This is a genomic window from Pseudomonas sp. (assembly GCF_030150285.1).
In the GTDB taxonomy this organism is placed as follows: Bacteria; Pseudomonadota; Gammaproteobacteria; order Pseudomonadales; family Pseudomonadaceae; genus Aquipseudomonas.
Window position 1 is genome coordinate 53618 of record NZ_JASLGE010000092.1, and the last position, 13765, is coordinate 67382.

The following is a 13765-nucleotide window of genomic DNA, read 5'->3' on the forward strand; positions in this document are numbered from 1 at the left end:
ATAAGCCGTCGCCTTCTCGGCAACGGCCGGGTCTTGCCGGGCGTAATCCCCTACCCCCGGCACACGTGCTCAGTCGTGGATGGACACGGGATCACGGCCAAACATCATCGGTGGCAGCGCCTGCCCCAACAGGTACGCGCCGAGCATGCCGGCGGTATCGTCAGCGTTCTGGGTAATGTGGTTGGCCGCCGCGATCACGTCGCGCAGGATGCGTTGCAGCGGGTTGTTCAGATAAATGCCGCGCGCCGACGTGGCCTTGAACAGCAGCATCACGGCCTCTTCGCAATCACGCCCGACGCGGGCGATATCGAGCATGTAGTGCACACGGTCGTAGGCCGGCACCAGTTCGCGCCGCTCAACGTATTCGGTGCTTTCGGCCAGCATTTGCAGCAGGCGGGCACGGGCTGAACGCACCCGGACCACCGCATTGCCCAAGCGGTCCTTGACGTAAGGGCTGAGTGCCGCATTACCGCCGTCAGTGGTGTTGGTGCGCACGCTCATCTGGCGGACATATTCATCAATCCCGCCCTGGCCGATCCCCACGATCAGCGCCGACACGGCCCCGAAGAAGATCTGGTTAAACGGAAACAGGTAATTGGCCGGGCGATCGCTGTAGCTGTACTCGATCAGGCTGTGGGCCCGGTGGTAAGGCACAAAGGCTTCCTTGATGACCAGGCTTTTGCTGCCGGTACCGGCCAGGCCGAATACATGCCAATCATCCTCGATCACCCATGCGGAACTGGGCACCAGCATCGACAGGCGATCGATGACATTACCGTCGGCATCACGCCGCAGGCCACCCAGGAATGCCCATTTACCGTGGTCGCAACCGCTGGAGGTTTTCCAGGTTCCGCTGATGGCGTAACCGCCTTCCACTTCTACAACTTTGCCAAACGGCGGGTAGGAGGAGGCGGTAATAACGGTGTTGTCTTCACCCCAAACGTCCAGGCACGCTTGCGGTTCAAGCGAGCCGTACTCCCATTGGTGAATGCCCAGAATCATCATGTTCCAGGCGCTGCTTGCACAGCCACGTCCCAGTTCCATCAGCACTTTGTAAAACACCGCCGGGTTCATTTCCCAGCCGCCGTACTGCTTGGGCTGCAAAATCTTGAAGAAGCCCGCATTAACAAAGGCGGCGATGGTTTCACTGGACACCATGCGATTACGCTCAACCGAATCGGCCTTTTCGAGCAACATGGGGATCAACTCACGGGCCCGCTCCAGCAGTTGCGCTTCGGTGGGTATCGCCTGGGTGCCTGACAGCCCGGTGTGTGGGACGAAGTTGTTCATAGGTCTTTATCTCTTGTTTTAGGGGTGGGCCTGCGCGCCAAAACCGGCCGGGGTTTTACTTAAGCGTTGCGAACTTGCTGTTGAAGTACATCAGGGCACCGTCCTGCTCCGGCAGGCCGCGTACGCCAATCACTTCACCGATAAACATGTCGTGGGTACTGGCCGGGATCACTTCAGCCAGCCGGCACTCGAAGCTGACCAGCGCGTCTTCGAGCAGTGGCACGCCACTGATCCCCGGCTCCCAGTGGCCTTCGGCGAAGCGCTGCTCACCGATCACGCCCTCGACCATGCCGGCAAAGCGTTTGGCAATGACTTCCTGGTCATGGGCCAACACATTGATGCTGAAGGCCCCTGCCCGCTTGATCACTTCATGGGCGCGAACATTGCGGTTTACGCAAATCAACAAGCGGGGCGGGTCCGCCGTGATCGAGCACACGGCCGTGGCGGTCAGGCCCGCTCTTTCGCCGTCGGCACCACTGGCAATCACCACACAGGCACCGGCCAGATGGCGCATGCCCTTGCAGAAATCTGCGGTGGCGACCATCGGCGGGACAACCCGCGGCGTACTGCTCGATTGAATGGCGTTTAACATCGGGAATACCTCACTGTTTCATGGGCATGGGTGGCCCTTGATGCTGGATCAATGCACGGTCCGGCGGCTTGCCGATACTTAAAGGACGATGTTGCGCTTGTGGCCCCAGTCGCTCATTTTGCTGAACGCTTTGACTTCCCAGTGCTGGTCATCAATGACCACGCCGCCCCAGCCCATTTCAAAGTTGAAACCCGAAGGGGTCTGGGCATAAAAGGAGAAGGTCTTGTCGTTGGGGTGGTGCCCCAACTCCAGAATGATCGGGATGCCCGCCTTGATGCAGCGGTCATACGCCATGCCGACGTCATCCATGTTGTCCACTTGAACCATGAAGTGATTCAGGATTTTGGCGGCCGGAGCCTGCGCCGTGGCAATGGAGTGATGACGACCGGTGGCGGTGTGAAAGAAGGTGGCATCCACCACCATGCCCGGCCGCACTTCTTCACGGATGTAATCGCTCACGCGCAGCTTCAAGATATCCGTGTAAAAACTCACGGTCTTGGGGCCGTCTTTGGCAAACGGCAGGATGTGGCCAATACCCAGTTCGCCAGTGACGAACTTGCCTTTCAGCACCTTGGAGTGAAAGACGTCATTGAGCCCGGCTTCACGGTGGCCGAAGAAAAACTCATGGGTAAAACCATTCGGGTCCTGGCAGCTGTAGGCCTTCTCAACCATCCGCCGCTGGCGTAACTCGTCAGACAGCACCTCGACAGCCACCCCTTTTTCACGCATTTGCGCGATGTAGCTTTCAAGCTCCTGCTCGCTGCGAAACTGCCAGCCAGCCACCAGAATGTCGTCAACGGGGTTCTTTTCCAGGAAGAAGCGCTGGGCATATTCGTCCATGCGCAACGTCAAACCCTGCTCATCGCGACTGGCGACTTGCATGCCCATAATGTCGGTCGCGAGCCATTGCCACTGATCCAGGTCACTGACACCGAACCCCGCATAGGCCAACGCGTGTATTTCAGCCATTTGCCTGCCCCTCATCTTGTTTTTGTTGTCCTGCCCATTCATGAAACCCATGAGGGAGCAGCCGTTGACAAGGACAAGAGCAAGCGCTGTGCCAGCCCCGAATACCGCCTGAAATTAAAAAAATAGCCGTTTATATTCAGCCACTTACAAAATTTTAATGGCGGTGTTCCGCGCTGATTTGACCCCATGGCGAAAAATCGGGCACTTCATCAATTTCGACATTTATGAATTTCATTCAAGGATTTCATGAATCCGCCCTGCGGCGAGAACCTGGCCGGAACGGGTAGCGCTCTCACACGGCTTGTGTTTCAGTACAAGCAGCTCGCGCCCACGCGCTAACATCAGCCAAGCATTGCCTTGGCACGCGTTTGGCATCGCGTGTTCGGCATTATTCCAATAAAAACAAAAGGCTTATTCGATGAGTACACCGTCGACCGGGGGTGATGCGCCCACGCATCAATCCAGCAAACGTAACGGCATCAATATCATCACCGACCTGCGTTTCCCGGATATGCAAGATCTGGTAGACCGGCTTTACTTCAACCCTCAGGAAGGTTTGATCTGGCTGGACGACAAACGCATGATGCTCATGCACGTCGAAGCCTTTGGTGCCTTGCGCCAGGAACTGCTGGAAAGCAACGGCGTTGAGTTCACCCGCGGTGTGCTGACCCGGGTCGGCTACCTGACCGGTCAACGCGATGCCGACCTGGCGATCAAAGCGCGGGGTACCGGTAACGAACTCGATATCGTCGCCGCTGGCGGCCAGCTCCATTCCCTGTCGGGCGTGGTCCAGGTGGCCCCTGTGTGCATCGAGTTCGACCATGCCAAAGGCTTTAAATACAGCGAATTTACGTGGAAGCGCTCGGTTGAGAGCGACGTGCATATTGCCGCCAACGGCACCAGTACCGACCCCATTTGCTGGATGGAGGTGGGCTACAGCTCGGGCTTTATGAGCCGCCTGATGGGTCGCCGCCTGCTGGCCCGAGAGACCGAGTGCCAAGGCTGTGGGCATGACGTGTGCCGTGTGGTGGTCAAACCGGTCGAGGATTGGGACAACACCGAGGACGACCTCAAGTACTTTCAACCGAGGGTCACCGACCATCGCCGCAGCCAACCGCTAAAACCGGCTCCCAAGGCCGCAGTACTCGCCCCTTTTGGCCTGGGAGAAAGCCCCGCCCTCGAAACCGACCCGGCCCGCCCGGTGGGCAGTTCGGCGGCCTATCACCTCGTCATGCATAAAATCCTGCGGGTGGCGGGTACCAATGCCACGGTATTGCTGCTGGGCGAGAGCGGTGTCGGCAAAACCATGTTCGCCCACGAGTTGCACCGCAATAGCCTGCGCGCCCATACCCCGTTCGTTGAGATCAACTGTGCCGCCATTCCGGAGCAACTGATCGAGTCTGAGCTGTTCGGGGTTCAGCGTGGCGCGTACTCCGGGGCCACCGACGCCCGCCCGGGCCGGTTTGAAATTGCCCACGGTGGCACGATTTTTCTGGATGAAATCGCCACATTGAGCATGACCGCCCAAGGCAAACTGCTGCGGGTGCTGCAAAGCGGCGACCTGGAGCGCTTGGGCAGTAACAAGACGATCAAGGTCGATGTGCGGGTCATCGCCGCTACCAACGAAGACCTGGCCAAAGCCGTTCAGGCCGGGCGCTTTCGCAGCGACTTGTTCTACCGCCTGAACGTGTTCCCGGTGACCATCGCCCCGTTGCGCGAGCGCAAGGACGACTTGCCCTTGTTGCTCGACACGGTCATGCGCAAATTGAGCACCTTGCATGGTCGCCACCTGACGGGGGTGACGCCACGGGCCCTGCAAGTGATTCTGGATTATCACTGGCCGGGCAATATTCGCGAGTTTGAAAACGTGATTGAGCGCGCAGTGATTCTCAGCGACGAGGGCGATCTGCTGGACATCCGCCACCTGTCGGGGCTCGACTCATTGGCCGGGCACCTGGAACGCATTGGCACGGTGGGTTGGGACAGCGGCCCGGCCATCGGTATTCGCATGCCGGACAACCCGCCAAGCGTGGCACTGGCGCAACAGGAGAACGCCAGCCACGAGCAGTTGCTTGCGGTGGCGCAACGCGCCTTGCAACGCGGCCCGGTACGCCTGAGGCTTATCGAGGAGGTGTACATTGAGGTGGCCATGAAACTCAGTGACAACAATATTTCCCGTGCCGCCACCTTGTTGGGACTTAGCCGCGCGCAGCTCGATTATCGGGTGAAGAAAATGTCGCAGGACGATCCCGAGTCGCAGTGAACCCCTGAACGACAACCGCCGGGTCAATGACCCGGCGGTTGTGTCAACGTCAGCAGGCGGCCTTCACGGTTACACGAATGCGTCGCTGGCGCTCACCGGGGTGCAGAATCGCGCGATGCTGGCCATGGAATTTTCATGCTCTTGCGCCGAGGGCGAAGCGCAGCAGTCTTCCAGCACTACCACATCAAAGTCACGGTCATGGGCATCACGTACCGTGGCCTGCACCACTGCCTGGGTGCTGACACCGCTGCAGTAAATCCGCTCGATGCCTTCACGACGCAACAGCACCTCCAGGTGTGTGGCGTAGAACGGCGACACCCGGTGTTTGACGATGTCCCAATCCTGAACCTGCGCAGCCAGTTCATCATGCACGGCACCGCCCCAGGCGTTCTTTTTCAAAATGCCGTTTTTGGCGATAGGCCCGAACACCTGCGAGTGCGGGTTGGCTTCACGGTGATCATCGGAAAAGGCGACACGCACATAAGCGACCGGAATGCCTTTGGCCCGGGCGCGGGCAATGGCTGCGGCCGTGCGGGCAATGATCTCGCGGCTGCGTACTTGCTCGCCAAGCGGGCCTTTACCGCTGGCACCGTCGGGGTGTACCAGATCGTTTTGCATGTCCAGAACCAGATAAATACTTTTCATGTTTACGTTTCTCTCAGTTGATTCAGTCGCACCACAGTGCGCCGTTGATATCCAGAATCTCGCCGCTGATAAAGCCGGCCTTGTCCGACAGCATAAAGCTGACCGCCGCCGCCACTTCTTCGGCACGCCCCATGCGTCCCAGGGGAATCAATTCGCGCAGATGGTGCGCAAAGGTGACCGTCATTTCGGTGGCGATCGGGCCAGGTGCCACGGCATTGACCCGCACGCCCGAGCGGGCCAGTTCCTTGGCCAGAAACACGGTCAAGGTATGTACCGCCGACTTCGACATGCCATAGGCAACCCCGGCGGCGCTGGCTTGCTCCGCAGGGTCCAGCCAGGGGCGGGCATTACCGCCATTCTTGCCGACCACAGACCCCATATTGACGATACTGCCGTGTTTGCGTTCGGCCATCCGTTGCCCAATCAACTGGCACGGCACCAGCGTGCCGAGCACATTGACCCGCATCACCCGCTCGAACTCGGACACCTTGAGGTCCAGCCCCCGGCCGCAAGACAGCACGCCCGCCACATTGACCAGCGCGGTTATCGGGCCCATGTGCTCCTCGATCTCCTCCACGGTATCGCGTACGGCAATACGTGAGGCCACATCACATGCATAAAACCGTGTGTGCTCGGGCAGCGTCGCCGGCGAGGCCAGATCAAGCGCCGCCACCTTGTAGCCCTCACGGCTCAATAACGCGCACACCGCGCTGCCGATGGCCCCGGCGGCACCGGTGACCACCGCCACCTTCATTGCGCACCCCGCTGCTGCGCTGCGGCCTGGCCCGCCAGGCGGCCGAACACCAGCCCCTTGAGTACCGAGGTACCGCCCGCATAGTTGCCAAAATACAGGCCGACGGTTTCCCCCGCCGCGTACAAGTTGTGGATCGGATCGCCGTCGACATTGATCACTTGAGCCTGCTCATCCACCTTCAGCCCGCCAAAGTTGAAGACGTTTGCCGAGATGATCGGGTAAGCGAAATAAGGGCCGCGATCAAGCGGCAATGCCCAGTTGCTTTTCGCCGGCTCCAGCCCGACCGTAGCCACGCCATCTACCTGCAACGGCTTGTAGTCGCCGGGGCGACAGGCCGCGTTATACGCGGCGACAGTCTGCTCGAGCGCGGCAGGCGCAACGCCCAGTTTCTCAGCCAGTTCGCCCAGAGTCGGGGCTTCAATGGCCGCCTGATCGGTACGAATCGCCAAGCGGTAGTTGGGCACGTCCTTGACCTTCTGGTCGAGAATGACCCAGGCAATCCCTTCATCTTGCAGGTAAATCTGCCGGGTGACCCGCTCATACCAGGCATCGACCGTGCCCGGTGCCTCGTCGGTGAAGCGCAGCCCTTGCCGGTTCACCAGAACACCGTACGGGAAGACAAAAATAGAGGGCTCGGAAATGCCCGAACGTGGGTCAACCGGTTCGGCATGGTAGCTGCCGTATTCGCCGCTGGGCGCAGCGCCCACGTCTAGCGCCATCTGAATGCCTTCACCGCGGTTGTAATAAGCGCCCTTGCACACCGGCCGCAGGAACACCGAACGCGGCCCCAGATAACGGTTCAGCATCTCGGCATTGCCCTCAAACCCGCCGCTGGCCAACACCACAGCACCGCGTAACGTCAGTTCACCCTGTTGGCGCGAGAGCGCCAGAATACCGGCCACACGGTCCAGGCCTTGCGTGATCAGCTGGCGCCCCGAGGTTTCATAGAAAAACGTCACGCCCAGGGTTTCAGCTTTGCTCGCCAGGGCTTCAACGATGGCTTCACCGCCCCCCACTGGCAGCAGGCGCGGTTGAGTGCTGGTCAAAAATTGGGTCGGCAGGAAATCAAACTTGACCCCGTTGCTTTTCAGCCATTCGATGGTCCCTGGGACCTGTTCTGCGAAGGTGCCGATCACGCTGGCATCGATCGATGCCAGCGCACGGGTTTGGGCAGACCAGTGCGTGCGGTCGGCGAGGGTTTCAGCGACAAAATCGGGGTCTTGGTAGTAGCCGGAGTGTTCCGCCAGAAATGTATCGAAGTCATCCGTGACTTCATCATGGCTCTTCATGCGCAAGTACGCCTCGGTAAACCGGCTCTGCCCGCCCCGCTCTTCACGCGTTGCCCGCTCCAGCACCGCCACACGCAGCCCGCGTTCGGCACCTGCAACAGCCGCCGATAAGCCCGCGACACCGCAGCCCACCACGATCAGATCAAAGTTCAACTCAGCCATTGGGTAGTTCCTCTTTTTGTGGCTAGCACTATAGGAACTGGTATAAAGGCGTTCGAGTGTGCGCAAGCAAATGGGCTTTTAGGAAAAGGCGAAAACCGATGGACAGGCTCTGGGCAATGCAAGTGTTTGTACGGGTAGTGGAATGTGCCAGCTTCAGTCGCGCGGCCGAATCCTTGAACATCGCCAACGCCACCGTGACGTCCAGTGTGCGCAACCTTGAGACCTATCTGGGCGTCACGCTGCTGTCCCGAAACACCCGTTCGCTGCGCATTACCGACGATGGCGAAGCGTATTTCGCGCAATGCAAAAAGGTGCTGCAACACATTGAAGAGATGGAAGGCCAGGTGCGCCAAAAGAAAGGCCAGGTCGGCGGCCAGTTGTGCATCGAATCACCGGCCGCTTTTGCCCGGGCTTTGATCTTTCCGGCGTTGCCCACGTTCACCGCCCAGCACCCCGGGTTATCGGTCGCCTTGCGCCAGACCGATCATGCACAGGACCTTATTGCCACAGGCACGGACGTCGCCATTCGCATTGACCTGGTCAACGATGCCGACCTGGTGGCCCGCCCCCTGTACCAGGCACGCTATGTGGCCTGCGCGGCACCCGGTTTGCTCGAACGGATCGGCATCCCGCAACACCCACGCGACCTGCAGCCGCAGCACTGTCTGGGTATTTTTGGGGCCTGCCGCTACACGGTGTCGGACTGGACTTTCGACAACGCGGGAGAGCATTGCCGCACCACCCCCAATGGCGATATGCACTTCAACAGCTCGGACACGCTGATCCAGTCGGCACTGGCCGGGCACGGAATCATTTATGTGCTGGATGTGTTCGTCAACGGGCTGATCCGGAACGCCGAACTGGTCGAACTGTTCCCCGAGTGGACCACCAGCAGCCGCAACTTTTATGCGGTGACCCCCAAGGCACGCTTTATCGCCCCCCGTACCCGCGCTTTTATCGACTTTATGCTAAGCACCCTGGATGCTCAGCGCCGCCCGGCCCATGACGCCCACGTCACAGTGCGCCAGGGCCGCCGTGGGCTGGCCTAAGGTGCCAACGCCTCGAGCAGCGCCGGCACCAGACTTTGCCATTCACCCACGATCCCCACGGCTGCCACCTTGAAAATGTCCGCCTCCGGGTCTTGGTTAATCGCCACGATCTGGCTGTCCAGACTCACACCAGCAAGGTGTTGCAAGGTCCCGGAGATCCCGACGGCCAGGTACACCTGAGGGCTGACGAATTTACCGGACACCCCGACCTGGCGCAGCACGGGAACCCGCCCGGCATCGACTGCCGGCAGGCTGCCACCCAGCGTGCCGTTAAGCCTTAACGCCAGCTCTTCAAGCAGCGTGAAACCCGCTTCATTGACCCCACGCCCACCGGACACCACCAGGCTCGCCCCTTCCAACGGGGGCAAACGTTCGCTGCTTTCATGTGTTTGTAACACCCAACCCAATGGCAAACTCGTGTGCAAATCGAGGGTGCAAACGCTCGCGGTGACAGGCAAGTTGTACACGGCGCGACCGGCCCGCAGACACGCAAACGCAAGCCCCGACTCAACCTGCAGTTTGATCCGCATGCGCCCCCCCCAGGCGGCGCGCTCAGCGATGACCGCTTCGCCCTCCACGCTCAGGCTCAAGCAACGGCCCAAAGGCTGGCCATCGAGAAGGTCTGCCAATAAAGCCGCCAGCTCTTCCCCGGCAGTACCCGGTGGCAGCAGAACCAGATACGGTTCACGGGGGCTGGGCAGGATGGCCGCCAACGCTTCGCTGACGGCACAGGCCACTGCGTAGGTATCATCACCTTCCTGCAAGCCGGGATGCAGCGCCTGATACACCGTCTCGGCACCCGCTCGGCAGGCCAGGTCCTGGTCCAGCGCGCACGCCTGGCTGCCGATCAACAGCACTGAAAAGCCACCGTCACCGGCCAGGTGCTGGCCTGCAGACAGTGCTGTGTCCAACGCCGTCGCGCCCCACACCTGAGGAATAATCACCAGCCGTTTCATAGATGAACCCCCTGATCTTTAAGCCAACCTATCAATGCCTGAGCCTGTTGTGCGCTGTCCCCACCGAGCATCTGGCACTGGCCACCGCGTGTGGTAACCGGCGCAGCCTCCAGCGCTCGCAGTGCCGGCCCCGAGGTGACTGCAACGGGAACAGGAAGGCAGGTGAATACCCTGCGCTTGGCCGCCATCACGTTCTTCATCAAGGGGTGACGCAACCTATTACGCTTGTCATTGGTCACACTCACCAGTAATGGCTGATCCACTGTCAGCCACTCTTCACGGGTGCCTCGCTCACGCATCAACAGCAGGCGGTCGCCTTGCCATTGCGCCACCTGAGCCATGGCAAACTGCCGTCGCCGAAGGCTGCGTGCAAGCAAGGTAGGGAGGCTGCCCTCGTCCAGATCCCCCAACTCACGCCCCACCACAACCAGCTCATGCTCAGGGAAGTGCTGGTCTATGACTGCGCCAATCTGCCTGGCACTCTCACGGCTGTGCCACAACCGTGCCGCCTGTATACCCAGGGCCTGCAAGGAATCGGGACAAAAAGCGGCGACGCTGCGCAGCAGGTTTTCCGTGTTGGGACCTTCCAGCAGCAAGACGTCGATCCGGGTGTCAGGGTTGCCGTCACGCAGTTTCAGTGCGACCTCCAGCGCGGCTTCGTCAAAGGGGCTGAGCAGGCGTCTGGCGGTGCCCTCTTCGAGAATCTGCGCATCGGGGGTCAGGCGAATGGGGTGCAAGGCAAAACGCATATCGGCGACGCCCGCCAACAGGACCAGAATCTTCATTTCGGCCCGCCCTCCATCGCTGCCGCACTGGCCCCGGCCAGCCGCCCGAACACGGCGGCTTTACCCAGCGCCGAGCCGGTCATATACGCCGCACCATGGAAGCCTCCGATCATTTCGCCAGCAGCGAACAGCCCCTCGATGGGCTCGCCAAAGACATCGATGACCCGCAAACCAGCGTCCACCACCACGCCGCAATACGTGCCAAACACCGCCGCTGTAGAGGGGTAGGCATAGAACGGCCCGTGCTCGATAGTGCACAGTTGGCCATGGTGATGCACCAGGTGCTTACGCCCGAATTCGGGTTCAAGTCCGTTGCGCACGGCCTCGTTATAGGCACTGACTTGGGCCAGAAACACCTCTTGCGGAACGTCTATCAAGCGTGCGAGTTCTTCCAGGGTGTGTGCTTGGACAAACAACCCTTCTTCCAGCCGACGAGTGAAATCCAGAATGCGGATCTGGTTGTCACCGCTGTGCATGATGCCGTGGTCGAGGATCTGATAACCCACGCCGTCACTTTGTTGCATCACGGCATCGCCCAGCAGCTTGTACGACTGGGACTCATCGACAAAGCGCTTGCCTTCCTGGTTCACCGCGATAGCGCCCTTATAAACCGCCAGGCAGGCATGGTGATTGTGTTCATCTATCGGGTGCTTGCCGAAAGTGCCTTTGATATAGGGCAGGTCACGCACATCGGCACCCAGCGCCCAGGCCATGCGCAGCCCGTCGCCTTCATTGCCCTCGCCGCCGATAAACACGGCATTGTCGTAGTGCGGCGCGAAGCGATGGATAAGCGCACGATCCTGCACAAACCCGCCACTGGCCAACAACACCGCACGGCGTGCATGCACCACCAGGGTTTCACCCTCTCGCTCAACGGTGGCACCGACCACGCGGCCATCCGCTTCGCGCAGCAAACGTCGCGCGCGGCTTTGCAGCCAGAGCGTGACGTTGCCCGTCGCCAGTGCCGCGTTCTGTAGCTGGCGCACCATATCGGCCGGGTCGACGTTGTGTACCCGCGGCACCGACTGCCCGGAGGCCGCCTCAATCGCATCAGAAAACACCACGCCGTTACGCTTTAACCACTCATAGGTGTGCAGTTGAGTGTCGGCGTACAACCGCACCAGCGACTCATCGCATTCGCCCTTGCCGACATCGACCATATCGCTAAACAGCAATGGCGAGGAATCCTCGATCCCGTGCTTGCGTTGCAAGTCAGTACCGGCAAATGCCAGGCAGCCTCCGCTCATGGCCGACGACCCACCCGTGTGTGCGGTCTTTTCCAACACCACTACCTGCAAGCCGGCTTGCGCGGCCGTGAGTGCTGCCGCGAAACCGGCGAGGCCACCGCCCACCACCAAAAAATCACAGTCGTGGCGTGTCATACCCAATCTCCCGTCTCAAGCAATGGGCTCAAACCATAGAACTCGAACACCTCGCGCACCCGCGCCGTCGACGGCTGCGCTGAAAAATAGCCGCGATTACACGGCCGGGTGCCCATCGAGCGACGCAAGTCCACCATGGCTTCGGCCTGTTTGATCCAGGCACCCAACGAATCGAGCACGGGCACACCCTCCACTTCATTAATGCCGTGTCGGGCCAGCAGCACGTTCAGCGGTGCTTCGCCGGGGATAATCACTTCAGCACCACTGGCGATCAGCCCACGGGCGGCCTGACGGAAACGCTCAATCAGTTCAGCGGGCTCATCGAAAGCCGCCAGTACATCGGCGAAGTGAAAACCCACGTGACGAATGCCCGCCAGCCGCTCGCCCAACCCGTGGCGCTTGGCGTTGTCTGCCACCAGGTCGGCCAACTCGTCGATAAACACCAGCACCCCGAACCGACGCCCCAACATGCACGCGGTTAACATGGCCGATTCGCCATAGCCCACCACCGGAATGTTCAACAGGCTGCGGGTTTCCTTGAGGGCAGGCTCTGGCAAGGTGCTGATAGCATAGGCATCGAAACCCTGATGCTGCGCATTGAGCCCGGCGGCCATAAACTGCAAACCATGCAGGTATTGCAAGGGGCAATACTTGATGTCATCGCCCGGGTAATGGCTGCGATAGGTGCCGGGGCGCATGCCATGCAGATGAATTTCAGTGTCCGGCCGCGCAACCTTGCGAAAATGCTCACGCAGAGCCTCGTCATAAGCGCCCAGGTCGCTCAGCACAGTGAAACTTTGATGCCAGATACGAATGCCCATGAAAGTCCTCAATCAATAGCCAGATGTTTACAAGCCGACATGGCCTGCATGTGAACGCCTGGAAGCAAGTGAGCAAGGATTATCAGCACGCCGCCAAAGGCTGTGTAGTTGCCGGCAGCGAAGGGGCTATTCAGCAAAAGTGCACAATGCACTCTCGCTCATAGCCATCGATAAGCCACACCGGAAGGTATGGGGAGCACGGGCATGGGCTTGCCAGTGGCAGGCTCAAGCACCTTGGCCTTGGCCAATTGCTGAATCAGCGCTTCGCTGGGCTTTTTCGGTGGCACATTGGCCAGGCGTGCTTCCAGCCATTGCAGCTTGCCGTCCCAGGCCGGCAGCTTGGCAGGGGGCAAAGGCAGGATTTCGTTGATCTCAGGGACTGTGGGATTGGCGTATGAGTATCGTGCCAGCACACGCCAGATGGTTTTGTAGCGCTCAGCGCGCTCAAGGTCTTCCTGTTGGGCGAGGTAGTACATCTCATTGGTGACAGGAGGGCCACGAAAGGCCTCTTTCAGCCGACTGGCAGCGCTTTCATCACCTGCTTTAACGCCCATCTGGAAAACCTTTAGCGCCTCTTGATATTGACCCTCGTATTTAAGGTCGATACCCAAATCAACAGCTGCGTCACCATGGCCCTGCTCGGCCGCACAGCGGTGCATCTGCCGGGCCACGTCCGGCGCGATGTCAATCGGTGCCAGTTTATCGCCCACCTCGTACTGCGCCTGGGCACTGCCTTGATCCGCCGCCTTGCGGTAGTAGCGCAGAGACATTTGCGGATCCTTTCTCAGCCCGGCTGAGCCCTGTTGCA

Annotated in this window: 13 protein-coding genes; 2 read left to right on the forward strand and 11 right to left on the reverse strand. The window is 60.2% G+C overall.

Features of this window, described 5'->3' with window-relative positions; genetic code table 11:
- Positions 1-69 precede the first annotated feature (69 nt).
- The 3 genes from Q1W15_RS21690 to Q1W15_RS21700 form a co-directional block, all read right to left on the reverse strand.
- Positions 70-1290 carry an acyl-CoA dehydrogenase family protein gene (locus Q1W15_RS21690; protein WP_300732226.1) on the reverse strand — a complete coding sequence of 407 codons (1221 nt, stop codon included), beginning with the start codon at positions 1288-1290 and terminating at the stop codon, positions 70-72.
- A gap of 55 nt (positions 1291-1345) precedes the next feature.
- Positions 1346-1882, reverse strand: coding sequence for a flavin reductase family protein (locus Q1W15_RS21695; protein WP_300732229.1), 537 nt, complete (start codon positions 1880-1882; stop codon positions 1346-1348).
- 78 nt (positions 1883-1960) lie between these two features.
- On the reverse strand, positions 1961-2851 hold the full coding sequence (locus Q1W15_RS21700; protein WP_300732232.1) for a VOC family protein: 891 nt from the start codon (positions 2849-2851) through the stop codon (positions 1961-1963).
- A gap of 418 nt (positions 2852-3269) precedes the next feature.
- Here Q1W15_RS21700 and Q1W15_RS21705 point away from each other — a divergent pair, with 418 nt between their 5' ends.
- Positions 3270-5114: a sigma-54-dependent Fis family transcriptional regulator gene (locus tag Q1W15_RS21705; protein WP_300732235.1), complete on the forward strand. Its 1845-nt coding sequence runs from the start codon at positions 3270-3272 to the stop codon at positions 5112-5114.
- 69 nt (positions 5115-5183) lie between these two features.
- Here the strand turns inward: Q1W15_RS21705 and Q1W15_RS21710 are convergent, their stop codons facing one another.
- From Q1W15_RS21710 to Q1W15_RS21720, 3 genes are read right to left on the reverse strand one after another with little or no spacing between them, the layout of a single operon-like run.
- Positions 5184-5759, reverse strand: coding sequence for a cysteine hydrolase family protein (locus tag Q1W15_RS21710; protein ID WP_300732238.1), 576 nt, complete (start codon positions 5757-5759; stop codon positions 5184-5186).
- A gap of 22 nt (positions 5760-5781) precedes the next feature.
- Complete coding sequence (locus Q1W15_RS21715; protein ID WP_300732241.1) at positions 5782-6513, reverse strand: SDR family oxidoreductase; 732 nt, start codon at positions 6511-6513, stop codon at positions 5782-5784.
- A complete protein-coding gene (locus tag Q1W15_RS21720) occupies positions 6510-7964 on the reverse strand; it encodes an FAD-dependent oxidoreductase (protein ID WP_300732244.1) in 1455 nt (484 codons plus the stop codon). The genes Q1W15_RS21715 and Q1W15_RS21720 overlap by 4 nt, the downstream gene beginning before the upstream one ends.
- A gap of 98 nt (positions 7965-8062) precedes the next feature.
- On the opposite strand from Q1W15_RS21720, the gene Q1W15_RS21725 reads away from it, so the two are divergent.
- On the forward strand, positions 8063-9013 hold the full coding sequence (locus Q1W15_RS21725) for a LysR family transcriptional regulator (RefSeq protein WP_300732247.1): 951 nt from the start codon (positions 8063-8065) through the stop codon (positions 9011-9013).
- Here the strand turns inward: Q1W15_RS21725 and Q1W15_RS21730 are convergent.
- The 5 genes from Q1W15_RS21730 to Q1W15_RS21750 all read right to left on the reverse strand — a co-directional run.
- Positions 9010-9969: an electron transfer flavoprotein subunit alpha/FixB family protein gene (locus tag Q1W15_RS21730; RefSeq protein WP_300732250.1), complete on the reverse strand. Its 960-nt coding sequence runs from the start codon at positions 9967-9969 to the stop codon at positions 9010-9012. The genes Q1W15_RS21725 and Q1W15_RS21730 overlap by 4 nt on opposite strands.
- Complete coding sequence (locus Q1W15_RS21735; protein WP_300732253.1) at positions 9966-10754, reverse strand: electron transfer flavoprotein subunit beta; 789 nt, start codon at positions 10752-10754, stop codon at positions 9966-9968. The genes Q1W15_RS21730 and Q1W15_RS21735 overlap by 4 nt, the downstream gene beginning before the upstream one ends.
- A complete protein-coding gene (locus Q1W15_RS21740) occupies positions 10751-12136 on the reverse strand; it encodes a flavocytochrome c (RefSeq protein ID WP_300732255.1) in 1386 nt (461 codons plus the stop codon). The genes Q1W15_RS21735 and Q1W15_RS21740 overlap by 4 nt, the downstream gene beginning before the upstream one ends.
- A complete protein-coding gene (locus tag Q1W15_RS21745) occupies positions 12133-12957 on the reverse strand; it encodes an aspartate/glutamate racemase family protein (RefSeq protein ID WP_300732258.1) in 825 nt (274 codons plus the stop codon). Before Q1W15_RS21745 ends, Q1W15_RS21740 begins: the two co-directional genes overlap by 4 nt.
- 158 nt (positions 12958-13115) lie before the next feature.
- The coding region (locus tag Q1W15_RS21750; protein WP_300732266.1) for a DUF6396 domain-containing protein at positions 13116-13765 on the reverse strand (650 nt) is incomplete at its 5' end.